This window comes from Microbispora sp. NPDC004025, assembly GCF_053604425.1.
This window is the reverse complement of record NZ_JBSGHN010000010.1, coordinates 132,698-155,365: the sequence shown is the minus strand read 5'-3', so window position 1 is coordinate 155,365 and position 22,668 is coordinate 132,698. Positions and strand designations below refer to the sequence as shown.

Genomic DNA, 22,668 nt, shown 5'->3' with positions numbered 1-22,668 from the left:
GGGGTCAGCGGTCGCGGCGGCGCTCGATGCGCTTGCGGCGGGCGACCTCGCGCCGGTGCTCGGCCAGCGCCCGCTCGCGTTCGCGCCGGTCCACCCGCGCCTCGCCTTTGCTCTTCTCCATCTCGAGCCGCAGCGCCTCCTGCGCGGCCGTGCCGCGCCGCGTGACCCTGGCCGCCGCGCGGGCGGCGAGCTTGGCCGCGCGTTTGGGGTTGACCCGCCGCTCCCCGCGCCCGTCCACCGGTACGGCGGGGGCGGCCTGGGCGCGTTCGAGCAGGGCGACCCCGTGCCGCATGAGGAACGCGTACAACTCGGGGCCGGTGGGCTCGGAGCCGAGGACGAACCGGGTCGCGCGCAGCTCGCCGTCCTCGACGATCTCCAGGACGCCCACCCAGAACGGGTTCTCGAAGTACACGGACAGGGATGCCACGATGCCCTCCACAGGTATGCCGACAGGCGGCTTGCGAAGCCGCTTTCCGGCACACCGGACATCCTCCGAGGCTCCCCGAGGGGACACGAGAGGCGGATACGGAAACCGCCGGGCCCGAAGGCCGGCGGGCGCCCGGGCTACCAACCGGGACCGCGTTTTCGTGTGCGTGCCCCAGCGTAACGGCGACGTGCCCGAAACGGCCATCACCTTTCCTGGCACCGCCCGCGGCGTGGGGCAGACTGAGGCCATGGAGCCGATCTCGCTCGACGTGCGGGCCAGGGAGTTACTCGAGCGCGCCGCCGCCGCTTCCGGCGGGCGCGCGGCCGACAGCGTGTACGGCGGCCACGAGCACGCACTGCGCCAGACGCTGCTCGCCCTCACCGCCGGGACCGGGCTCGCCGAACACGAGAGCCCGGGTGAGGCGACCCTGCTGGTGCTGCACGGTCATGTGCGGCTGAGCAGCGGCGACGCCTCCTGGGAGGGGCGGTCCGGGGACCTGCTCGCCGTTCCCGGCGCACGCCACGTGCTCGACGCCGTCGAGGACAGCGCGGTCCTGCTCACCGTCGTCAAACGCCCCTGATCACCCCGCCCGGCGGCCCCGGCGGTTCGCCGGCCGCGCGGCGCGGACAGGGAGGAATCGCTACACGGCCAGGAGGAAGCAGCCCAGCGCGAGCAGCGACAGGACCTTCACGACCTCCAGCGCCACGTAGTACAGGTGCGCCCTCGACCTGTGCCGCGCCGGGTCCTCGCCGGACAGGACGCGGTCGGACCTGCGGTTGAGCGGCGGGCGTACGACGGCGATCTGGATCACCAGGACGGCCGCTGTGAGGGTCGTGAGCGCCACCACGGCGGGCCCTGGTGAGCCGGTCGCGACCGCCGCGATCACGACGACCGCCAGCGCGGCCTCGGCGGCGTTGAGCGCGCGGAAGACGAGCCGTCCGATGCCGAGCCCGATCGGGATCGTCACACCGGGGGCGCGGAACTTCAGCGGCGCCTCCAGGAAGGAGATCGCCAGCACCATCCCGAGCCAGACGAAGGTGGCCGCGCCGCCCACGGCGGCCCAGGCGGGGTTCATCGTCGTTCTCCTCTCGCGCACGCGAACCGGCCGGGGCGCTCCGGGCGTCGTCCCACCGGTCACGGCTCGCGCCGCCGCCCTCGCCAAGCGTTCCACGCGTCCCGCCCGGTTCCCGCGTCAGGGTCGCGCACGGTGCTCGTCACCTGTACCGCGAACACGGGCTCGGTCGCTTCGCGCCTGCCGGAGGTCATCGCCAGCCGGTCCGCTGCCGCAGCCAGGCGAGCGCCACCCGCCCCTGTGCGCGCTGGAACGCGCGGAGCGTGGGCAGACCGGGCGGCGGGGGGAGGTGTCCCCGCTGCACGAAGAAGCCGGTCACCGCGGCCAGGACCGCGGTGACCGCGTCGCCGTCCGCCTTCGCCGCGACCGGGTGGCCGTCGAAGACCTCGGCCGGCGGCGGGCCCCCCTGCATGGTCACGCTGGGCAGCATGTGCAGCAGGTCGAACCACCGTGTGCTCAGGCACGCCCAGGGCCAGTCGACGACGACCACTTCCCCGTCCGCCGTGAGCAGCAGGTTGTCGGCCCGCAGGTCGGCGTGGGCGAGCGTGTCACCCTCCGCCGCCGCCTCCCACGCGGCTTCCAGATCCGCCAGCCGGTCCAGGTGGCGCCGGGCCCACTCGGCATCGCATCCGTCCATGCCGAGGCCGTCCGGCCCCGCCGCCAGAAGCCGCCAACCCCGGTAGTCCTCCCCGAGCCGCTCGGCGGCGGACGGGACGGCCACGGGCGCGGGGGTGAGCGACTCGGCCAGGCCGGCCATCACCCCGAGCACGAGGTCGAGCTCCGCCGGGACCCAGGGCTGGGCAGGCTGGCGCCCCTCGACGTCCTCGAACAGCAGCACCACCCAGTCGTCCTCGTCGAAGGACGCGAACAGCCGGGGCGCGGGCGCGGTCGCCGGCAGCGCGGCGGCCACCCGGGCCTCCGACCGGTGCATGCCGGGGCTGATCGGGTTCGGCTCGGGCCCGACCGCCTTGACGAACGCCCTGCCGCCACCCGCGAGCCGCAGGCGGGCCGCCACCCCCGGGGAGAAGCCGCCGGGCTGCGTGACGGCCTCGGTCACACGGTCGCCCAGGTGCGTCTCGACGGCCAGCCGCAGGTGCGCGGGCACCGCGGTCCACGGCAGTCGTACACCTCTGGCGGGCGGAGGCGGGCCGTCCTCACCGGGACGGCGACGCCGCTCCTCCCCCTGGTCGCCGGGCTTGCGGGAATCGTCGCGCATTGCGGCATGATGCGCGGCGGGCGGGTAGGGCGGCAAACGACTTTCCGCGCGATATTCGGTTGGGATTCCCGCCGCGCCCCGGCACAGTGGATCTCGATCGAGGAGGAGAACCACCATGCCGAAGCACATCGCCCCGAAGGTGCTGTCCTGGGCGAGCGAGATCGACGACGGGACGATCGACCAGGCCGCCCGGGCGGCGCGCCTGCCGTTCGTGCCCAATCACGTCGCGCTCATGCCCGACGCGCACGTGGGCATCGGCGCGACGGTCGGCTCCGTGATCCCCACGGAGGGCGCGATCATCCCGTCCGCCGTCGGCGTGGACATCGGCTGCGGCATGGTCGCGACCGAGACCACGCTCACCGCCGCCGACCTGCCCGACTCGCTCGACCCGCTGATGCGGCTGGTGGAGCGGCGCATCCCGGCGGGCGTGGGCAAGGGGCACGACGACCGCGCGGTGGATCGCGCGCTCGGCGAGCTGGGCCGGCCGCACACCTCGCTCACACCGAAGCAGGAGAACACGGTCGCCTGCCAGTTCGGGACCCTCGGCTCGGGCAACCACTTCGTGGAGGTCTGCCTCGACGAGCGCGACCGGGTCTGGACCGTGCTGCACTCGGGCTCGCGCGGGATCGGCAACCAGCTCGCCACCGCGCACATCAACGGCGCGAAGCGGCTCATGCGCAGCCTGGCCATCGGGCTGGAGGACTACGACCTCGCCTACTTCACCCAGGGCACCCCGGAGTTCACGGCGTACATCGAGGACATGCTGTGGGCGCAGCGGTACGCGATGGCGTCCCGCGCGCGGATGGACAGGGTGCTGAACGAGGCGCTGTTCCGCGTCGCCGGCGCCGGCACCCGGGTCCGGACGATCAACTGCCACCACAACTTCACCCAGATGGAGAGCCATCAGGGCAAGGAGCTGTGGATCACCCGTAAGGGAGCGATCAAGGCGGACGTCGGGGACGAGGGCGTCATCCCGGGCTCGATGGGCACCCGGTCCTACATCGTGCGCGGGCGGGGCAACCCGCTGTCGTACAACTCCTGCTCGCACGGTGCGGGACGCAGGATGTCCAGGAGCCGGGCCAAGCGCGAGCTTTCGCCGGCGTCGCTGAAGGAGGCGATGCGCGGCCGGACCTGGAACTCCGACCGGGCCGCCGCGCTGGTCGACGAGCACCCCGAGGCGTACAAGCCGATCGACCAGGTGATGGCGGACCAGAAGGACCTCGTGGAGGTCCGGCACACGCTGCGCCAGGTGTTCAACTACAAGGGATGAACCGCCGGGCGCGGCCGTTCCGCCCCCACCGTCTCTCGGGGCACGGCCGCGCCGGCCGGACGCAGGACGAAGCCGCTCGCCACCCGGGCAGGGATCCGGTACGGCGAGACGGTGAGGTCCTGCTCCGGCACGGTGTAGTCCAGCCGGGCCAGCCGCGGCGCGAGGGCCTCCAGCAGGCCCACCGCGACCGGCTCGCCCGGGCACCGGTGTCCGGCCGCCGGGTCGCCCCCGCCCTGCGGGATCAGGTCGTACGGGCCGATCTCCCGTCCGACGAAGCGTCGCGGGTCGAACGCGCACGGGTTCGGCCAGAGCGCCGGGTCGTGGTTCTGGCCCCAGATGTCGAGCAGCACGAGCCAGTCGGCCAGGATCGGCTCGCCCTTCCAGGTGAGGTCCTTGACGGCCTTCCCCGCGACGAACGGCGCGAAGGGGTAGAAGCGCCGCACCTCGTGGGCGAACGCCTCGGCGTAGGCGCCGTCGGCGTCCTCGGCCAGGCGGACGCGGTTGACCGGCCAGCAGTGCAGCGCGTGCGCGGCGAACGTGAGGAACCAGCTCACGGCCACGGTGGGGCGCACCAGGTTGAGCAGTTCGACCGCCGCGATCCGGGGCGCGAGCGGTTCTCCGCCGGGCTCACGGTGGCGGGCGGCCACGGCGAGCGCCGAGGTGTCCGGCGCCCGCAGCGCGCCACGCCGCACGTCCTCGACCAGTCCCGCCAGCCAGGCCTCGCGGCGCCCGCGCGCCGCGCGGGCCCGCCAGTGCCGCGGGCCGGGCGACCCGAAGCCGTCGACCAACGCGACGAGGTCGGCGGCGAGCGGCCCGGTCTCCTCCTCGGTGAGCGGGATGCCGGCCCATCGGCACACTCCCCGGGTGATGACGCGGGCGGCCTCGTCGAAGAGCACGACGTGTCCCCTGTCCGGCCACGTGGTCACCGCCGCGTCCCACGCCGCGGTGGTCTCCTCCACCAGGGCGGCGACGCTCTGCGGCGTCATGAGCGACATGAACATGCCCTTGCGCGCCCGGTGCGCGGCCTGGTCCAGCGTGTGCACGGCGCCGTGGCCGAACAACGTGCTCTTGATCGGCTCGGGCAGCGCGGGTGCCCGCTGGACGTGGTCGTCGTCGTAGAAGAAGCGGACGGCGTCCGGCCCGCGCAGCACGACGGCGCGCTGGCCCATCAGCCGGGTGTGGACCATCTCTCCCTGGGTCTCCCGCCATCGGGCCGGCAGCCAGGCGTAGCCCTCGAGCAGCAGGAGCAGCGTGGTGTCGAGCAGCGGCATACGTCCTGACTGCCCGCGTCCGTCCCGGAGAAACGGGTCCGGTCCGTCCGGCCGGGGACCGGACGGACCGGTGCGACGGTCAGCCCCGGATGCAGGTGCCGCCGTTCAGCGTGAAGCCGGTGGGATCGGGGTTGGCGCCCGTGTGGGAGCCGTTGAAGCCGATCTGCAGGGACCCGCCGCCCGGGATCACCGAGTTCCAGGACATGGCCGCGGCGGTGACGTCCTTGCCGGACTGGGACCAGGTGGCCGACCAGCCACTGGTGACCTTCTGCCCGGCGTCCGGGAGGACGAAGCGCAGCGTCCAATTGTTCATCGGCGTCTGGCCCAGGTTGATGATCTTCACGGTGGCCGCGAAGCCGCCGCTCCACGACCACGCCGTGTACTCGATCTTGCAGCTGACCGGCGGCGGCGAGTAGGTGGGGTAGCCGCCCGACGCCGTGGCCGTCACCAGGTCGGACGGCAGGCTGAGATTGCCCGCCGCGTCCTTGGCCACCATGAAGTAGACGTACGACTGGCCGGTGACGAGGTTGCCCTCGGTGAAGTGCGTGCCGATCGGCGTGCCCACCCGCGCCCAGCCGACGGAGGTGCGCCGGTACACGTCGTAGCCCGTGACCCCGACGTCGTCGGTGGACGGCGTCCAGCAGAACGACGTCCCCTTGAAGTCGGGCAGGCAGTTGGCCTGTATGCCGGTCGGCTTGGTCGGCGGCGTCGTGTCGCCCGTGGGCGGGGTCGGCGTCGCGTTCGCGCCGGAGACCGCCGGGGTGCTGAGCAGCTCGGAGGGCCGGCTGGTGTTTCCGGCGGCGTCCTTGGCGACGACGTAGAAGGTGTAGGTCCGGCCGTGGACCAGCCCGGGGACGACGGCCGTCGTCCGCGAGGTGGAGGCCACCTCGAAGAAGCCGTTGTCCCTGAGGAGGAACACCTTGTACTCGGTGGTGTCGTCGGAGGACGCCGTCCAGCACAGGCCGACCACGCCCTGGAAGCTCCCGCTCGGGGGCGGGGGCGGCGGGCACGCCCGCAGGTCGCCCGGGGCCGTCGGCGGCGTCACGTCCGCCCCCGGCGAGGGCGACGGCGTCGGCGAGACCGTGGTCAGCGCGCGGACGGCCTGCGCTCCGGCCGTGCTGCCCGCGAGCACCGGCGGCGCGGTGATGTTGGCCGCCAGCAGCGCGGCGGCGACGGCGCCCGCCGCCGCCCACGCGGCCGGCCATGACAGTCTGGGCACGCTTCCACCTCTTCCGAGAACGAAGATCCGCCGACGATGTCGCCCGGATCATCGGTCGGCCGTGCGGGCCCGTCAAAGGACCGGTCCCGTCCCTGCCGGTCGTGCCGTAAGAATTGTGAAACTTTCAGCGGGTCAGGCCGTCGCTACCGTGGCGAGATGAAGATCATGGTCACCGGCTCGGCCGGCTTCATCGGGAGCCGCGTCGCCGCTCTGCTGCGGGACGCCGGGCACGAGGTTCGGGAATTCGACCTGCGCGGCGGGGCGGGCGTCACCGCGGGTGACGTGCGGGACGAGGACGCCGTCGGCCGCGCGCTCGCCGGAGCCGACGCCGTCGTGCACCAGGCGGCCAAGGTCGGCCTCGGCGTCGACGTGTCCGACCTGCCGGCGTACGTGTCGGTCAACGCGCTCGGGACCGCGGTGCTGCTCGCCGCCATGGCGCGGCACGGGGTCGCCCGGCTGGTCCTGGCGTCGTCGATGGTGATCTACGGCGAGGGCGTCTACGACTGCGCGGAGCACGGCCCCGTGCGTCCCGGCCCCCGGGCCGCGACGGACCTGGCCGCCGGCCGGTTCGAACCGGCGTGCCCGCGCTGCGGGCGGGCGGTGACGCCGGGGACCGTGGACGAGGACGTCCCGCCCGATCCGCGCAACGCGTACGCCACGAGCAAGCTCGCCCAGGAGCACCTGGCGGCCGGCTGGGCCCGCGAGACCGGCGGCGCGGCGATCGCTCTGCGATACCACAACGTGTACGGGCCGGGCATGCCGCGCGACACCCCCTACTCGGGCGTGGCCGCGATCTTCCGGTCCGCTCTGGAGGCCGGGCGGGCGCCGCTGGTGTTCGAGGACGGCGGGCAGCGCAGGGACTTCGTCCACGTCGGGGACGTGGCGGCGGCCAACCTCGCCGCACTCGACGCGCTGGGGTCCGCCCCGCCCGGCGGGCTCCGCGCGTACAACGTGGCCAGCGGCGAGCCCCGCACGATCGGCGACCTCGCGACCGCGCTCAGCGCGGCGCGGGGCGGACCGGCCCCCGAGGTCACCGGCCGTTACCGGCTCGGCGACGTGCGGCACATCGTGGCCTCCCCTGACCGCGCCGCCGCCGAGCTGGGTTTCCGGGCGCGGATCAGCTTCGCCGACGGCATGCGCGAGTTCGCCCACGCCCCGCTGGGGACGGCGGGCTGAGTCACCATGGCGACCGGACGAACCCCTGCAGCAGCAGGCCTGCCGCCGCCTGCGCGGCGAGCAGGCGGCCGTCTCCCATATGCCCTGCTCCCGTGCGCCCTGCTCCCGTGCGCCCTCCCAGGGCGGCGACCCACAGGGCGTACGGCAGCCAGATCCGCTCCACCTCGCCCCTGGTGACGCCGCTGACGTCGAGGGCGAGCACCGCGGCCAGCGCCGCCAGCGGCAGGATCCGGTCGCGGGCCCGCCCGGGCGCCACGAGCCCGGCGGCGGTGGCGGGGCCGGTGACCAGGGCGAGCACGGCCAGGTTCGCGACCAGGAAATACAGGTACGGCCGGGCCGCGCCGGGGTCGGCCGCCCACTCGGCGTGGGTGGCGAGCACACCGGCCGGCCACCAGAACCCGCCGGCGGCGAACAGGGCGCTCACCGCGGCCATCCCGGCCAGGCAGGCGGCCACGGTCGTCCGCGGCACTCCGGCCGCGACCGCCGCGACGAGGGGGACGAGCAGGTACGGCACCAGGCCGTAGCTGAGGTAGGGCAGCGCGCTCAGGGCCAGCCCCGCGCCGAGGCCGAGCGCCACCCGGCCCGCCCGGCTCCGCGCGCCGAACACCAGCAGCGCCGTCCCCCACGCGCCCACGCCCGCGAAGAACGCGTCCATGGTCGTCGCGATCCACACCGCCGCCGGGGACAGGGCGAGATACGGCAGCGCGCGCCGGGCCGCCTCCTCCCCCGCGACGCGCCAGACGGCCAGCCCGATCGCGGCCGTGGCCGAGCATCCCATCACGACCACGAGGACGGCCGCCCAGAACGGTCCCGGCAGCCCGGCGGCCGCCAGGGTCCACAGCACAAGCACCGGCAGCGGCGGATGGCCGCGCACGTGCGTGGGGTAGGCCGGCAGGTCGCGGGTGAAACGGGCCAGCCAGCCGAGGGGGTCGTCGCCCACGGCGCCGAGCCCCGCCAGGTACTCCTGCGGGTGCGTGAACGGCCACGCCAGCCCCTCCCCCGACACGGCCAGCAGGACCGTCCAGGCGAGCGACGCGGCGAAGGCCGCCGCCAGTGCGGCGCGCATCGGCAGATGCGCGGTCAGCCGGGGCAGCACCGCCACCGCGACCACGGCGAAGGCCGCCGCCGGGAGCAGCGCGGCCGTGGGCAGGCGCGCCAGCGCGTGCAGCGGCGGAAGGTGGTCGATGCGCAGCACGCCGCGGGCGTGCAGCAGGCCGCCTGCCGCGAACGCGCCCGCCACCAGCGCCGCCCAGGCCGCCAGTGCCCGCCGTCGTGTCGTCACGGCCCACAGGCTAGGTTCGCCGGCGGCCACCGGACCCCCGCCGTAGTCACTTCGTAAGAACTGCGCGGCACCGGCGGCCCTAGCTTCTGCGGCATGCAGATCGATGTGGTGCTTCCCTGCCTCGACGAGGCGGCGGCGCTGCCCTGGGTGCTCGGCCGGATGCCGGACGGCTGCCGCGCCATCGTGGTGGACAACGGGTCCACGGACGGGTCGGCCGAGGTCGCCGCCCGGCACGGCGCGCTCGTGGTGACCGAGCCGCGGCCGGGCTTCGGCGCCGCCTGCCACGCGGGTCTCACCGCGGCGACCGCCCCCGTCGTGTGCTTCATGGACGCCGACGCCTCCCTCGACCCGCGGCAGGTGCCATACGTCGCGGAGGGGGTGGTGAGCGGCGCCGCCGACCTCGTGCTGGGCCGCCGCAGGCCCGTCACCGGGTCGGCGTGGCCCGCGCACGCCCGGCTGGGCAACCGGGTGCTCGCCTGGCGGCTGCGCCGCCGCACCGGCGCCCCGCTGCACGACCTCGGCCCGATGCGGGCGGCCCGCCGTACGGCGCTGCTCGCCCTGGACCTGCGGGACCGGCGGTTCGGCTACCCGCTGGAGATGGTGCTGCGGGCGAGCGAGGCGGGCTGGCGCGTCGGCGAGGTCGAGGTGGACTATCTGCCGAGGGTGGGCCGGTCCAAGGTGACCGGGACCGTCCGCGGCACCGTCAGGACCGTCCGGGACATGTGGCGGGCGGCGTGAAGACCTCGGTCACGGCGCAGCTCGTCGTCATCGCCAAGGCGCCCGTGCCCGGGGCGGTCAAGACGCGGCTCACGCCGCCGTACACCGCGCGGGAGGCCGCCGCGCTCGCGGAGGCGGCGCTGCGCGACACCCTGGCGGCCGTCGCCGCCGCCCCCGCCGCGCGCCGGGTGCTCGCCCTGCTCGGCGAGCCCGGGCCGTGGCTGCCCGCGGGGTACGACGTGGTCGCGCAGCGGGGCGACGACCTGGCCGCACGGCTGGCCGCCGCCTTCGCCGACGCCTGGGCGGCCCTGCCCGTCCCGTCCGTGCTGATCGGCATGGACACCCCGCAGGTCACTCCCGCTCTGCTGGCCGAGGCGGGGCGGCTGCTGGCCGAGCACGAGGTCGTGGTCGGCCCGGCCGCCGACGGCGGGTTCTGGCTGCTCGGGCAGCGCAGGCCCGACCCCGCCCTGCTGGCCGGGCTGCCGATGTCCCGGCCCGACACCGGGGCGCTGCTGATGGAGCGGATCCGCGCCGCGGGCGTGCGGGCCGCCCTGCTGCCCGAGCTGACCGACGTGGACACCGCCGCCGACGCGCGCGCGGTGGCCGCGCTGGCCCCCTCCTCGCGGTTCGCGGCGACGCTGGCGGCCCTCGGCACGGACGTCCCCGCGTGATCGGGCCCCTGTACGCGGAGTCGCTGGACGGCGCGCGGGTCGAGGTCGAGTCGGCGGACGGCGGGACGTGGCCGCTGGAGGCGCGGCGGTGGATCGACGGCGCGGAGGGGGACGAGGCCATGCTCGCCCGCTGCGCCGACCCCACGCTCGACGTGGGCTCGGGACCGGGACGGCTGACCGTGGCGCTGACGCGGCGCGGGGTGCGGGCGCTCGGCATCGACGTCACTCCCCGGGCCGTCCGGCTCACCCGTCTCGCCGGCGGGCGGGCCCTGTGCCGTGACGTCTTCGGTCACGTGCCGGGCGCCGGGCGCTGGGGCACCGTGCTGCTGGCCGACGGGAACATCGGCATCGGCGGCGATCCCGACGCCCTGCTGCGGCGGGTCCGCGAGCTGCTGCGGCCCGGCGGCGAGGTCGTCGCCGAACTCGATCCGCCCGGCGCCGCGACCCGCTCGGAGCGGATCCGGCTGCGCCGGGAGGGCAGGGCCACCGCGTGGTTCGCCTGGGCGCGGGTCAGCGTGTCGGACATCGGCCCGCTCGCCGGGCGTACCGGCTTCCGCCCGGTGGAGGTGTGGAGCGAGGCCGGCCGCTGGTTCTCCGTCCTGACGCCGCACCGGTGAGGGCGGGCCGGAGCTTTGCCGGCCGATGAGGGGAAACGGGGCGGCGGTCCCGGTCCGTGCGGCGGCGCCGCCGATAACCTGCGCGGAAAGCAGGCGGAAGCGGACGACACCAATGCCGGGGATCGCGCGGATTGTCACCTGGATGGTCGCACGGCCGTCGCGGGCGGGGAGTCGGGCCGCCGCAGACCGTCCTGACGGGAAGTGGATCGGCGCGGACCTCGCCTTCGTCTGCGCCCTCACCGTCGCGGCGGCGGCGCTCTACGCGTTCTACTCGTGCCTGAGGCTGGCGCGTTTCCGGGCGGGCGCCTACGACCTGGTGATATTCGACCAGGCGGTCCGCTCGTACGCGCGCCTCCAGCCGCCCGTCTCGATGCTGAAGGGGGTGCACAACGGGTTCGGGCCGGGGTTCTGCGTGCTCGGCGACCACTGGTCTCCGGCGCTCGCGCTGCTGGCGCCGCTGTACCGGATCCACGACGGGCCCGCGACCCTGCTCGTCGCGCAGGCCGTTCTCCTCGCGCTGTCCATCCCGTTCGTGTGGGCGTACGCCTACCGCGCCTCCGCGGCGGTCACGGCCGGACGGCGCGTGGCCCACCCCGTCGCGATCGCCTACGCCCTGTCGTGGCCTATCGCCGAGGCCGTGGCCTTCGACTTCCACGAGGTGGCGTTCGTGCCGCTGCTCACCTCGGTCGCGCTGGAGCGGTACCAGGCCGGGCGCAGACGGGCGGCGCTCCTCGCGGGGCTGGCCCTTCTCCTGGTCAAGGAGGACATGGGCCTGCTGCTGGCCGGGTTCGGGCTGTTCCTCCTCACCCGCCGCCGCGACCGCGTCGCGGGGGCGCTGCTCGTCGCGGGCGGCACCGCCGCGACCCTGGTGGCGACGGGCATCCTCATCCCGCGCTTCGGGGGCAGGGCCGACTATTACTGGGCGTACTGGACCCTGGGCCCGGACCTCCCCCGGGCCGTGGTGCGTGCCGTCACACGCCCGGGCGACGTCGCCGCGCTGCTCGCCGACCCGCCGCTGAAGCTGCGGACACTCGTGCTGACGCTGACTCCCGTGCTGTTCACCGCCGCCCTGTCCCCGCTGGGCCTCGCTCTGCTGCCGCCGCTGCTGGAACGCATGCTCGCCAGCACCTACCCGAACTGGTGGACACCGCGATACCACTACACGGCCTTCGTCGTCGCGGTGGTCTTCGCCGCCGGGGTCGACGGCGCCCTGCGCGCGTCCTCGCGTTCTCCCGGAAGGCCCGGCGTGCTCCTGCGGGGATGGGCGCTGCTGGTGCTCGCCGTCGCGTTCGCGCTCGTGCCGTTCTTCTCGTTCGGCGCGCTGTTCACGCCCGGCTTCCACGCGGAGACCGCCCGGACCCGCGCGGCCGGGCGGGCCGTCGCGGCCGTGCCGGACGGCGCGCTGGTCGAGGCCGCCGACTCCCTCGCTCCGGCCCTGTCGCCGCGTACGCGGACCCTGCTGTGGGACCGCACGCCGCGCGGGGCGCCGTGGGTCGCCGCCGACGTGGGCGCCAGGGTCTTCCCCTTCGGCTCGGTCCACGCGCAGGCCGCCCGGGTCGAGGCGCTGCGTGAGCGGGGCTACCGGGTGGTCTTCCGGGAGGCCGGATACCTGGTGCTCACCCGGCCGTAGCCGCCCGCCTCACGCGCGCACGTACGCGTGCGGGGTCGTGCCGAAGGCGTGCTTGAACGACTGGATGAACGCGCTCGGGCCGCTGTAGCCGCAGGCGGCGGCCGTCGAGGTCACCGAACGGCCGCCGGCCAGCAGGATGAGCGCGTGATGCAGCCGCAGCTGGGTCCGCCACTGCGGGAAGCTCATGCCGGTCTCCGCCCGGAACAGCCTGCTGAGCGTGCGTTCGGACGCGCCCACGACCGCGCCGAGGGCGGCGAGGGTGCGGCCGTCCGCCGGATCCGCCTCCAGGATCGCGGCCACGTCGCGCAGCCGCGGATCGGACGGCGCCGGCAGGCACAGCGGCAGCGCCTCGACCTCGCGGAGCTGGTCGAGCAGCACGCGTTCCAGGTTGGCCCGCTGCCGCGCGGTCGGCTCGTCGTCGCCGGTCAGGGCGACCACCACCTCCCGCAGCAGCGGCGTGATCGCCAGGACCGTGGGCCGGTCCAGGCGCAGCGGGTTGACCGGCGGGGCGAAGACCAGCGCCCGCATCTCGGTCGGTCCGTACGCCTCGTGCGCGTGCGCCACCCCCGCCGGTATCCACACGCCCCGGTGCGGCGGCACCACCCAGTCGCCGATCGGGGTCGAGATCCGCAGCACCCCGCGGTGCGGATGGATGAGCTGGTGCGAGGTGTGGTCGTGCCAGTCGATGCGCTGGCGGTGGGCCAGCGGCACGCGGGACGCGCCGCCGCTCGCGGGATGGCGGGTTGCCGACATGACTCGGCAGAGTATCGCTAGTTCGCCGACTCGGTCCTCCGGGATGCTCGACGGAGCCTCTCGAGGAGACGATCAGTGACAGAGACAACCGCTTCGGCGCCGACGGCGCGGGCGACGTCCGCGTGGCGGCGCATGTGGCTGTGGGCGGCCGCGCACGCCGTCGACGACCTGTACCAGGGACTGGTGCCGGCCTGTGTGCCCTATTTCGTGCTCGACCGGCACTACGGCTACGTGGCGGCCTCCGGGCTGACGCTGGCCGCGGCCCTGGGCAGTTCGATCCCGCAGCCGTTCATCGGCCTGGCGGTCGACCGCTTCCGCCTGGGCTGGCTGGCCGCCGCCGGCGTCGCGCTGGCCGGACTCGGCCTCGGGCTGTCCGGGCTGGTGGAGCCGTACGCCGCGGTCTGGACCCTCGTCCTGCTGTCCGGGCTCGGGGTGGCCATGTTCCACCCGGCGGCGGGCAAGGGGGCGAGGGAGACGGCGGGAGACAGCGCCACGGCGATGAGCGTCTTCGCGGCGGGCGGGAGCGTCGGCTTCTTCCTCGCGCCGGTGCTGGCCACGCCCGCCCTGATCGCGATGGGCGTCGGCGCGACGGCGCTGTTCATCCCGCCGGCCCTGCTCGTCGCGTTCGCGCTGCTCAGGAATCGGCCCCCGGCCCGGGCGGCCGTGACGGGCACCCGCTCCGGCGCCGACAGGTGCGCGCCCTTCATGGTCCTCACCGGCGTCGCGGTCGTCAGGTCGGTGGCGTTCTTCGGCGTCCTCACCTTCATCGAGCTGTTCTGGATCGAGCATCTGGGCGCCGGACGCGGTCTCGCGGGCGCGGCACTGGCCTGTTTCCTGGTCGGCGGGGTCGCGGGCACCCTGATCGGGGGGCGGCTCGCGGACCGGATCGGGCTCGTGCGCACGGTGCAGATCGGCGGCCTGCTGGTCATCCCCGCGCTCGCCGGGCTGCGTCTGCTCCCGGGGCCCTACCTGCCGCTGCTGTTCGCCGTGCTGGCGGGCATCGCGATCAACATCCCGTTCGCCGTGCTGGTCAAGCTGGGCCAGGACTACCTGCCGAACCGGCCGGGCACCGCGGCCGGTGTCACGCTCGGGCTCGCCGTGAGCGTCGGAGGGCTCGCCGCGCCGCTGCTGGGCGTCGCGGCGGAGGCGTACGGCCCGCAGGGCGTCTTCACGATCCTCTGCGTGGTGCCGATCGCGGCCGTGGCGCTGGGGCTGTTCCTCCCCCGCAGGTGACCCCGCGGGCGCTCGCGCGCCTCAGCCGCCGGTGACGACGCCCGGCGTGGCGGCCAGCAGCAGGACGTCGATGCCGGCGGCGCCGATCGCGGCGGCGAAGGGCGCCCCGGGCACGCGCCGCCCGAGCAGCAGGCCGGCCGCGGCGCACGCGGCCACCCCCGCGAGCGCGAGCCATCGGGCCGGGCCGGCCGGTCCCGGCGGCCCGGCCACCAGGAGCACGGACGCGGCCAGCAGCGGCAGCGGCAGGACAACCCGCACCCGCGCGGCGCCGAGGCGCTGCGGCCAGCCGCGCACTCCCGTGGCGACGTCCGTCTCGATGTCGGGCAGCACGTTGGCGAGGTGCGCCGCGCAGCCGAGCAGCGCCGCGGCGAGCACGGCCCACCACGCCGGCGGCACGCCGCCCGGCATCCCTGCCGCGACGAACACCGGCACCGCGCCGAACCCGGCGGCGTACGGCGCCCACGAGGCCGCCGTGCCCTTGAGCCACAGGTTGTACGCCCAGGCCGCGGCCACGGCGAACAGGTGAGTGATCCCGGCGACCGGGCCGCAGGCCAGCGAGAGCGGCACGCAGGCCGCCAGCGCGGCGAACGCCGCGGCGCGCACCGTGCGCGCGGTCACCAGTCCCGCCACGATCGGCTTGGCGGCCCGCGCCGCCGCGGCGTCCCTGGCGGCGTCCACGGCGTCGTTGCACCAGCCCACGGACAGCTGGCCGGTCAGCACGGCGAGAGCCGCGAGCACGGTCTCCGCCAGGCCCCACCCGGCGAGCGCCACGAGCGCCGTGACCAGGGCCGTCACCGCCGCGGCCGGACCCGGATGGCAGGCCAGGACAAGCCCGGCCACCATCCGCCGCGGCCCGGCCGGCCGCTCGCCCCCGGCGTCCGCCGAAGCGTCGCCTCCGGGACCCGCGCCGCGACCCGGCACAGCGGCACCCCGGCCGGTCTCGGCCGCCGTTTCGTCGGGCAGGGCCCCTGAGCCGGTCACGACCCCGAGCGTAACCGGACTTTACGGATGCGGATCATCCTGCGGTTCCGAGGGTATGCGGCGGCCCGCAACGGGCAAGAGGGACTTGTCACGATTTTCGCCAGCCCGAGGATGTGAGATGACGCGGATCGCGGCCGTCCACGGTGTCGTCCCCCCTCATCGCCACTCGCAGGCGGAGATCGCGGACGCCCTGGCGAGGGTGTGTCTTCCTCCGGGCGCCGACCGCCGGCTTCTCGACAGGCTGCACGCCGGCGCCCGGGTGGAGCACCGCAACCTGGTGCTGCCGCTCGACCAGTACGGCAAGCTCGACGGTTTCGGCGCGGCCAACGACCTGTTCATCGAGGCCGCGCTCGACCTGGGCGCGCAGGCCGTGACGGCGGCGCTGGACGCGGCCGGCCTCACCCCGGCGGACGTCGACATGATCATGTGCACGTCGGTCACCGGCGTCGCCGCGCCGTCGCTGGACGCCCGCCTGGTGAACCGGATCGGGCTGCGCCCGGACGTGAAGCGGGTGCCGGTGTTCGGCCTCGGATGCGTGGCGGGCGCGGCGGGGATCGCCCGGCTGCACGACTACCTGCGCGGCTGGCCCGGTCACGTGGCGGTGCTGCTCTCGGTCGAGTTGTGCTCCCTCACCCTGCAGCGCGAGGACACCTCCACGGCCAACCTCGTGGCGGGGGCGCTGTTCGGGGACGGCGCCGCCGCCGTGGTCGCGCACGGGGACGACCGCGAGCCGCCCGGAACGGGCCGCGCGGCGGGGCCCGCCGTCGTCGCGACGCGCAGCCGGCTGTATCCCGGTTCCGAACGCGTGATGGGCTGGGACGTCCGCGACAGCGGCTTCCGGGTGGTGCTCGACGCCGGGGTCCCCGGCGTCGTCCGCGCGCACCTCGGCGACGACGTGCACGGGTTCCTCGCCGACCACGGCCTGACCGCCGGCGACGTCGCCGCCTGGGTCTGCCACCCCGGCGGCCCCAAGGTGCTGGAGGCCGTCGCGGAGACGCTCGCGCTGCCGGACGGCGCGCTCGACCTCACCTGGCGTTCGCTGGCCGCCAACGGCAACCTGTCGTCCGCGTCGGTGCTGCACGTGCTGCGCGACACCCTCGCCCTGCGGCCGCCACCGCCGGGCACGCCGGGCCTGCTGCTGGCGATGGGCCCGGGATTCTGCTCCGAACTGGTCCTGCTGCGCTGGTAGGGAGACCCCGTGTCGCTCTCGTACGCGCTGCTCGTCGCGCTCGTCGCGGTGGAGCGGCTCGCCGAACTCGTCGTCGCGCGCCGCAACGCCCGCTGGAGCCTCGCCCGGGGCGGAGTGGTGTACGGGCAGGGCCACTATCCCTGGATGGTCGCCCTGCACACCGGCCTGCTGGCCGGTTGCCTGCTGGAGGTGTGGCTGGCGGACCGGCCGTTCGTCCCGGGCCTGGGCTGGCCGATGTTCGGGCTGGTCCTGGCCGCGCAGGCGCTGCGCTGGTGGTGCGTCACCACGCTCGGCCCGCAGTGGAACACGCAGGTCGTCGTCGTGCCCGGCATGCCGCTCGTGACGCGCGGGCCGTACCGGTTCGGATGGCTGCGCCACCCCAACTACGTCGCGGTGGCGGTGGAGGGCGCGGCGCTGCCGCTCGTGCACTCCGCCTGGCTGACCGCGCTGGTCTTCACCGTGCTCAACGTGCCGCTCATGGCCGTGCGCCTGCGCTGTGAGAACGCCGCGCTCGCCACCGCCGCCCCCGGACCCGCCGCTCACGGCGCGGGGACGGGGACCGCGGCGTGATCGACGTGCTGGTCGCCGGCGGCGGGCCCGCCGGGCTGGCCACCGCCGTCCACGCGGCCCTGGCCGGCATGGAGGCGGTCGTGGTCGAACCGCGGGCCGTCCCGGTCGACAAGGCGTGCGGGGAGGGGCTGATGCCCAGCGGCGCCGCCGCGCTGGCGGACCTCGGGGTGGCCGCGCCCGACGGCAGGCCGTTCCTGGGCATCCGCTACGTGGACGGGCGGCACCGGGTGCAGGCGGAGTTCCGCGACGGCCCCGGGCTGGGCGTGCGCCGGACCGCGCTGCACGCCGCGCTCGCCCTCCGCGCGCGGCAGCTCGGCGTCCGCGTCGTGCCCGGCCGGGTGGACACGGTGCGCGCCGCCGACGAGGCCGTTCACGCGGATGTGGCGGGTGAGGCCCCCCTCCGCGCGCGGTGGCTGGTCGCCGCCGACGGGCTGCACTCGCCGATCAGGACCCGGCTGGGGCTCGGCCTGCCCTCCCGCGGCCCGCGCAGGTACGGGCTGCGCCGCCACTACCGGGTCGCGCCGTGGACGGACTTCGTGGAGGTGCACTGGGCGCCCGGCGGCGAGGCGTACGTCACGCCGGTGGGCGACGACCTGGTCGGCGTGGCGGTGCTGAGCGGCGAGCGGCGGACCTACGACGAGCACCTGGCCGGGTTCCCCGGTCTGCTCGCCCGGCTGGACGGCCCGCCCGTCACCCCCGTGCGCGGGGCGGGACCGCTACGCCAGCGGGTGCGGCGGCGGGTGGCCGGGCGGGTGCTGCTCGTCGGCGACGCGGCGGGCTACGTCGACGCGCTCACCGGCGAGGGGATCTCCCTCGCGCTGCTGTCGGCCCGCGCGCTGGTCGGCTGTCTGCGGGCGGGCCGGCCCGAGGACTACGAGACCGCCTGGCGGCGCCTGTCGTGGCGTTCCCGGCTGCTGACGACCGCGCTCGTGCGGGCCCGGCGGCATCCCCCCGCGGCCCGGATGATCGTGCCGGCCGCGCGGCGCCTGCCCGCGGTCTTCGAGGCCGCGGTGCGGACGCTCGCCTGACCCCGCGCCCTCTGCCCCCGAACGTGCCCCCGAACGTGCCCCGGAGCGGACAGGGCCCCGGGATTGTTACAGCCGGATTCACAGTTGATGAACGCCCGTTTTTAGGACGCCTCTGGCAACCCCTATATGGAGTGGTAATAGAACCTACTTCGACACGAATGAAGTAGCCATATTTCCTGATCGGTATGCAAAGATCTAACGTGTGCATCTAATGGCGAGGCCGATGTTACGGCAAGGATGACTGGAGGGTCGTTACTTGCCTCATATCGCCCTCATCGCCCTGCTCGTCCTGCTCGGTACGCTCCTGATCGCCGCGCTGGTGATCCTCGCGGTCCGCCTGCGGCGGCTGCGCGCCATGCAGGCCGAGGCCGTACGGCAGGCGGCGGCGGAAGCGCGCGAGCAGTTCGGCCGCGACGTGCACGACCTCGTGAGCAGCCGCCTGTGGCTGGCCACCCTGCGCAGCGAACTCGCCTACCGGCTCGCGGACGACGACAGCCCTCTGCGACCCGCGCTCGCCGACGTGGTGCAGGCGATCCGCCAGGCGTCCGCCGACATCCGCAACGTGACCCGCTCCTTCCGGGACGTCTCCCTCGCATCGGAACTGGCCAACGCGCGGGCCGTGCTGCGCGCGTACGGAACCGACTGCAAGATCGAGGTCGCGGAGGCGGAGCTGGGCGACGAGGTCAGCGCGGTGCTCGCGATCACGGTGCGGGAGGCGGTGACCAACGTCCTGCGCCACAGCAGGGCGACCCTGTGCACGATCGAGATCGTCGTGCGGGCCGGCGTGGTGACGCTCACCGTCGCCAACGACGGGGTCGATCCCTCCGTCCCGCCGGGCGACGGCAACGGCCTGGACAACCTGCGCAACCGGGCGGCGGCGCTCGACGGCATGGTGGGAACGATCCTCGACCCGGACGGCTGGTTCCGCGTCATCGTCGAGATTCCCAACAGAGGCGGAGACCGCCGCTGACGCCGGCCGGGCTCACCCCGGCCCGCCGCCCCGGCACCCACGGCGCCTCGCACGGCTTCCGCCACGCCACGCGCCACGCGCCGCCTGCCGGCCACCCCCTGCCCGGGCCTCCGCGAACCCGGACGCCGGCATTCCTGCCGGCTCATGCGCGGCCCGGCGCCCGTTCCCGGATCTCCCCGCGCCCGGGCGGTCTCCCGGCCCAACCGCGGCCCGCGCGCCGTTTCCCCACGACTGTGATCGCCGCCGGGCGCCGCGTCCCGTCACCGCCCCCGCACGGCGCCGCCCCCCCGCGCCTGATCGTCGCGCTGTGCCGCCCCCTCCCGGCCGGCGTACGCGCGCCGCGCGCCTTGACCAGCGATCTGACCAGATGGTCCGCGACGCGTCCCGGACACGGCCGTGAATGGCATCATCGCCCACCCATGACTGCGTCACGGTTCGTTATGTGCAGATTTCACATAGCGCAGTTGACGGGCGTAACTTGGCCCTTCTCGTTATTTCCGGAATTCTTTGACGTGACCGGCCTAAGGGGACATCTGGTGATTAGTAAGTACGAGATTTACTGCCTCGCAGATCCCTTGTTCTACGACACGCTCGACAGCAAGCGCGCGGAGCATCCCGACTTCGCCATCGCCGCCCGGCCCGCGCCCGAGGGGTGGGCTCATCTTGCGACCGACACCTGGCTGCACTACGCGCCGATCGGCGCCAGGCTGCCCAGCCAGGGATGGAAGATCCACATCTCGTCCTCCCTGGCGGAGGCGGAGCGAGTGATAGCGGCGGCCTGGGACTACTGCGCGCCGCGCGGGCTGGCCTTCAAATTCCTGCGCGGCCGGCGCGTGATGACGATGCAGAACTCCAAGTACGCGTTCCGCGGGTCGAGCGGCAAGCTTGTCACCATTTACCCCGTCGACGAGGCCCAGCTGGAGCTGACGCTCAAGGAGCTCGCCGAGATCCTGGACGGCGTCGAGGGCCCGTATATCCTCAGCGACCTGCGTTACGGCGACGGCCCCCTGTTCGTCCGGTACGGCGGCTTCGCCGAGCGCCACTGCCTGGACGACAGCGGCGAGCGGGTGCTCGCGATCGAGGACGCCGACGGCAACCTCGTCCCCGACGTGCGCGGCCCGGCGTTCGCCCTGCCCCCCTGGGTGGCCCTGCCGGCGTTCCTCGAACCGCACCTGGCCGCCCGCAACGCGGTGACGCTTGAAGGCGTGCCGTACGACGTGGAGAGCGTGCTGCACTTCTCCAACGGCGGCGGCGTGTACCTCGGGCGCGACAGGCGCACCGGCGAGAAGGTGGTGCTGAAGGAGGCCCGTCCGCACGCCGGGCTCGACGTCGAGGGACGTGACGCCGTCACCCGCCTGCGGCACGAGGCCGCGATCATGGAACGCCTGGCCGGCCTCGACGCCGTGCCGGCGCTGCGCGACTACTTCACGGTCGGCGAGCACCACTTCCTGGTGCAGGAGTACATCGACGGCACCTCGCTCAGCCAGCTCATCGCCCAGAAGCACCCCCTGACCCGGGCCGACCGCACGCCCGAGATGACCGCGGACTACGCCGGGTGGGCCGTCGGGATGCTCGCCAAGGTGCGCGCGGCGGTCTCGGCGCTGCACGAGCGCGGCGTGGTGTTCGGCGACCTGCACCCCTTCAACATCCTGGTCGAGGGCGAGCGGGTGGTGCTTATCGACTTCGAGGTCTCCTCGCCGATCGAGGAGCGCAGGCGGCCCACGCTCGCGAACCCCGGTTTCATGCCGCCACGCGGGCTGGCCGGAGCCGAGGCCGACGAGTACGCGCTGGCCTGCCTGCACCTGGGCGTGTTCGCCCCGATGACCACCATGCTCCTGCAGCTCCACCGGCCCAAGGCCGCCCAGCTCGGCCGGCTGATCACTGAGACGTTCCCGGTGCCTCCCGCGCTGATCGAGGGAGCCGTACGGACCATCCTCGGGCAGGACCCGCCCGCGGCAGAGCCGAGCCTGCTCCCGCGGCCGGGCCGGATGAGGGAGGACTGGCCCGCGGTCCGGGACGCGCTGGCCAAGGCGATTCTCACCTCGGCGACACCGGACCGCGAGGACCGGCTGTTCCCCGGCGACATCGTCCAGTTCGAGCCGGGCGGCGGCGTGAGCCTCGCCAACGGCGCGGCCGGCGTCCTGTACGCGCTGGCGGCGACCGGGGCCGGGCGGTTCCCCGAGCACGAGGAGTGGCTCGTCCGGCAGGCCGCCAAGCCCGGCGTCGGGATCGGCTTCTACAACGGCCTGCACGGCGTGGCGTACGCGCTGGAGGCTCTCGGCCGCCGCCGGGACGCGCTCGACGTGGCCGAGCTCTGCGTACGGCAGCCGGCGCAAGGGCTCGACCTGAGTCTCTACCGCGGCCTGTCCGGCATCGCCCTCGCCCTGATGCACCTGCACGACAGGACCGGCGAGCCGGAGTTCCGCGACCGGGCGGCGCGCATCGTGGCCGCGGTGGCCGACCGGCTCGGCGGCCCGGACGACGTGCCCGAGATCAGCGGCGGCAGGTATCCGCACGCGGGCCTGATGTACGGCTCGTCGGGACCCGCCCTGATGTTCCTGCACGCCTACGAGCGCACCGGCGACCCCGGGCTGCTCGACCTCGCGGCCACCGCGCTGCGGCAGGACCTGCGCCGGTGCGTCGGCCGCGAGGACGGTCAGCTCCAGGTGCAGCAGGGCTGGCGGACCAACCCCTATCTCGACGAGGGGTCGGCCGGCATCGGCCTGGCACTGGACCGCTATCTCGCCCACCGGCACGACGAGACCTTCGCCGAGTCGCTCGCCGCCATCCGGTCGGTGCTGACGCTGCCGTACTACGTCCAGCCGGGGCTGTTCGCGGGCCGGGCCGGCATGATCGCCTGCCTGTCGTCCGGCTCCCGCCCCGACCCCGGGGCCGCCGCGGCGCAGATCGCCCGGCTGGCCTGGCACGAGCTTCCGTGCCAGGGCGGGCTGGCCTTCCCCGGAGCCCAGTTGCTCCGCCTGTCCATGGACCTCGCCACAGGGAGCGCCGGCGTGCTGTTCGCGCTCGGCACCGCGCTGCACGACGAGCCGGTTCACCTCCCGTTCCTCGAGCCCCCCGGACGGCCCCAGGCGCAGGCCCCCCTGCGCACCGCCGCCGGGTCCCGCGTCCCGACCAGCACCGGAAGGAGGTGAACACACCCATGGCGCTCCTCGACCTGCAGACCCTCGAGACTCCCGGCGGCGGCGGTGACTACCCCGGCAGCAACATCAGCCTCCTCGGCTGCACTCCGCACGAGAACAGCAGCCTCAGCATCGTCTGCGGCTGACGGACCCTCCGGTGAACACGCTCTTCAGCCTCATCCGGGCTGGCTCATCCATACAAGGGAGATGATCGAAATGGCGCTTCTCGACCTGCA

At 74.7% G+C, this 22,668-nt stretch carries 22 protein-coding genes; 14 read left to right on the top strand and 8 right to left on the bottom strand.

The features are described from left to right. Positions 1-4: 4 nt before the first annotated feature. Positions 5-427, bottom strand: coding sequence for a YjdF family protein (locus ACWEQG_RS24320; protein ID WP_452287990.1), 423 nt, complete (start codon positions 425-427; stop codon positions 5-7). Between the two features lie 247 nt (positions 428-674). Between ACWEQG_RS24320 and ACWEQG_RS24315 the strand changes: the two genes are divergently transcribed. Next, on the top strand, positions 675-1,007 hold the full coding sequence (locus ACWEQG_RS24315; RefSeq protein ID WP_452287988.1) for a cupin domain-containing protein: 333 nt from the start codon (positions 675-677) through the stop codon (positions 1,005-1,007). 60 nt (positions 1,008-1,067) lie between these two features. On the opposite strand, the gene ACWEQG_RS24310 is transcribed toward ACWEQG_RS24315, so the two are convergent. Continuing rightward, positions 1,068-1,502, bottom strand: a complete 435-nt coding sequence (locus ACWEQG_RS24310) for a hypothetical protein (protein ID WP_452287986.1) — start codon at positions 1,500-1,502, stop codon at positions 1,068-1,070. Positions 1,503-1,689: 187 nt separating this feature from the next. Further along, positions 1,690-2,715 carry a phosphotransferase family protein gene (locus ACWEQG_RS24305; RefSeq protein WP_452287984.1) on the bottom strand — a complete coding sequence of 342 codons (1,026 nt, stop codon included), beginning with the start codon at positions 2,713-2,715 and terminating at the stop codon, positions 1,690-1,692. A 115-nt stretch (positions 2,716-2,830) separates the two neighbouring features. Here ACWEQG_RS24305 and ACWEQG_RS24300 point away from each other — a divergent pair, with 115 nt between their 5' ends. Next, a complete protein-coding gene (locus tag ACWEQG_RS24300) occupies positions 2,831-3,985 on the top strand; it encodes an RtcB family protein (protein WP_452287982.1) in 1,155 nt (384 codons plus the stop codon). Here the strand turns inward: ACWEQG_RS24300 and ACWEQG_RS24295 are convergent. Further along, positions 3,973-5,256, bottom strand: a complete 1,284-nt coding sequence (locus ACWEQG_RS24295; RefSeq protein WP_452287980.1) for a cytochrome P450 — start codon at positions 5,254-5,256, stop codon at positions 3,973-3,975. The two genes, ACWEQG_RS24300 and ACWEQG_RS24295, sit on opposite strands and share 13 nt — an antisense overlap. 79 nt (positions 5,257-5,335) lie before the next feature. Next, complete coding sequence (locus tag ACWEQG_RS24290; protein ID WP_452287978.1) at positions 5,336-6,475, bottom strand: cellulose binding domain-containing protein; 1,140 nt, start codon at positions 6,473-6,475, stop codon at positions 5,336-5,338. Positions 6,476-6,631: 156 nt separating this feature from the next. On the opposite strand from ACWEQG_RS24290, the gene ACWEQG_RS24285 reads away from it, so the two are divergent. Further along, the gene (locus ACWEQG_RS24285) at positions 6,632-7,651 is read left to right on the top strand and encodes an NAD-dependent epimerase/dehydratase family protein (protein ID WP_452287976.1); all 1,020 of its coding nucleotides are present in this window, start codon (positions 6,632-6,634) and stop codon (positions 7,649-7,651) included. Position 7,652: 1 nt separating this feature from the next. On the opposite strand, the gene ACWEQG_RS24280 is transcribed toward ACWEQG_RS24285, so the two are convergent. Further along, positions 7,653-8,933 (bottom strand): hypothetical protein, encoded by a 1,281-nt coding sequence (locus ACWEQG_RS24280; protein ID WP_452287974.1) that lies wholly within the window; start codon positions 8,931-8,933, stop codon positions 7,653-7,655. Between the two features lie 93 nt (positions 8,934-9,026). On the opposite strand from ACWEQG_RS24280, the gene ACWEQG_RS24275 reads away from it, so the two are divergent. The 4 genes from ACWEQG_RS24275 to ACWEQG_RS24260 all read left to right on the top strand — a co-directional run bounded on the left by ACWEQG_RS24275 (position 9,027) and on the right by ACWEQG_RS24260 (position 12,568). Further along, positions 9,027-9,671, top strand: a complete 645-nt coding sequence (locus ACWEQG_RS24275) for a glycosyltransferase family 2 protein (protein ID WP_182905429.1) — start codon at positions 9,027-9,029, stop codon at positions 9,669-9,671. Continuing rightward, positions 9,668-10,321, top strand: a complete 654-nt coding sequence (locus tag ACWEQG_RS24270; protein WP_452287972.1) for a TIGR04282 family arsenosugar biosynthesis glycosyltransferase — start codon at positions 9,668-9,670, stop codon at positions 10,319-10,321. Before ACWEQG_RS24275 ends, ACWEQG_RS24270 begins: the two co-directional genes overlap by 4 nt. Continuing rightward, positions 10,318-10,938: a methyltransferase domain-containing protein gene (locus ACWEQG_RS24265; RefSeq protein WP_452287970.1), complete on the top strand. Its 621-nt coding sequence runs from the start codon at positions 10,318-10,320 to the stop codon at positions 10,936-10,938. The genes ACWEQG_RS24270 and ACWEQG_RS24265 overlap by 4 nt, the downstream gene beginning before the upstream one ends. 142 nt (positions 10,939-11,080) lie before the next feature. Next, a complete protein-coding gene (locus tag ACWEQG_RS24260) occupies positions 11,081-12,568 on the top strand; it encodes a DUF2079 domain-containing protein (RefSeq protein WP_452287968.1) in 1,488 nt (495 codons plus the stop codon). 9 nt (positions 12,569-12,577) lie between these two features. On the opposite strand, the gene ACWEQG_RS24255 is transcribed toward ACWEQG_RS24260, so the two are convergent. Beyond that, a complete protein-coding gene (locus ACWEQG_RS24255; RefSeq protein WP_452287966.1) occupies positions 12,578-13,321 on the bottom strand; it encodes an AraC family transcriptional regulator in 744 nt (247 codons plus the stop codon). Between the two features lie 75 nt (positions 13,322-13,396). Here ACWEQG_RS24255 and ACWEQG_RS24250 point away from each other — a divergent pair, with 75 nt between their 5' ends. Beyond that, positions 13,397-14,554, top strand: a complete 1,158-nt coding sequence (locus ACWEQG_RS24250) for an MFS transporter (protein ID WP_452287964.1) — start codon at positions 13,397-13,399, stop codon at positions 14,552-14,554. Between the two features lie 21 nt (positions 14,555-14,575). On the opposite strand, the gene ACWEQG_RS24245 is transcribed toward ACWEQG_RS24250, so the two are convergent. Next, complete coding sequence (locus ACWEQG_RS24245; protein WP_452287962.1) at positions 14,576-15,535, bottom strand: UbiA family prenyltransferase; 960 nt, start codon at positions 15,533-15,535, stop codon at positions 14,576-14,578. Positions 15,536-15,653: 118 nt separating this feature from the next. Here ACWEQG_RS24245 and ACWEQG_RS24240 point away from each other — a divergent pair, with 118 nt between their 5' ends. From ACWEQG_RS24240 to ACWEQG_RS24215, 6 genes are all read left to right on the top strand, one after another. Then, a complete protein-coding gene (locus ACWEQG_RS24240; RefSeq protein ID WP_452287960.1) occupies positions 15,654-16,724 on the top strand; it encodes a type III polyketide synthase in 1,071 nt (356 codons plus the stop codon). 9 nt (positions 16,725-16,733) lie between these two features. Further along, positions 16,734-17,294 (top strand): isoprenylcysteine carboxyl methyltransferase family protein, encoded by a 561-nt coding sequence (locus ACWEQG_RS24235; RefSeq protein WP_363473213.1) that lies wholly within the window; start codon positions 16,734-16,736, stop codon positions 17,292-17,294. Continuing rightward, positions 17,291-18,322, top strand: coding sequence for an NAD(P)/FAD-dependent oxidoreductase (locus ACWEQG_RS24230; protein ID WP_452287958.1), 1,032 nt, complete (start codon positions 17,291-17,293; stop codon positions 18,320-18,322). The genes ACWEQG_RS24235 and ACWEQG_RS24230 overlap by 4 nt, the downstream gene beginning before the upstream one ends. A gap of 256 nt (positions 18,323-18,578) precedes the next feature. Beyond that, the gene (locus tag ACWEQG_RS24225) at positions 18,579-19,292 is read left to right on the top strand and encodes a sensor histidine kinase (RefSeq protein WP_452287956.1); all 714 of its coding nucleotides are present in this window, start codon (positions 18,579-18,581) and stop codon (positions 19,290-19,292) included. Positions 19,293-19,828: 536 nt separating this feature from the next. Then, positions 19,829-22,444: a class III lanthionine synthetase LanKC gene (lanKC, locus tag ACWEQG_RS24220; RefSeq protein ID WP_452287954.1), complete on the top strand. Its 2,616-nt coding sequence runs from the start codon at positions 19,829-19,831 to the stop codon at positions 22,442-22,444. Next, on the top strand, positions 22,441-22,578 hold the full coding sequence (locus ACWEQG_RS24215) for a SapB/AmfS family lanthipeptide (RefSeq protein WP_346227216.1): 138 nt from the start codon (positions 22,441-22,443) through the stop codon (positions 22,576-22,578). Before lanKC ends, ACWEQG_RS24215 begins: the two co-directional genes overlap by 4 nt. Positions 22,579-22,668: the final 90 nt, after the last annotated feature.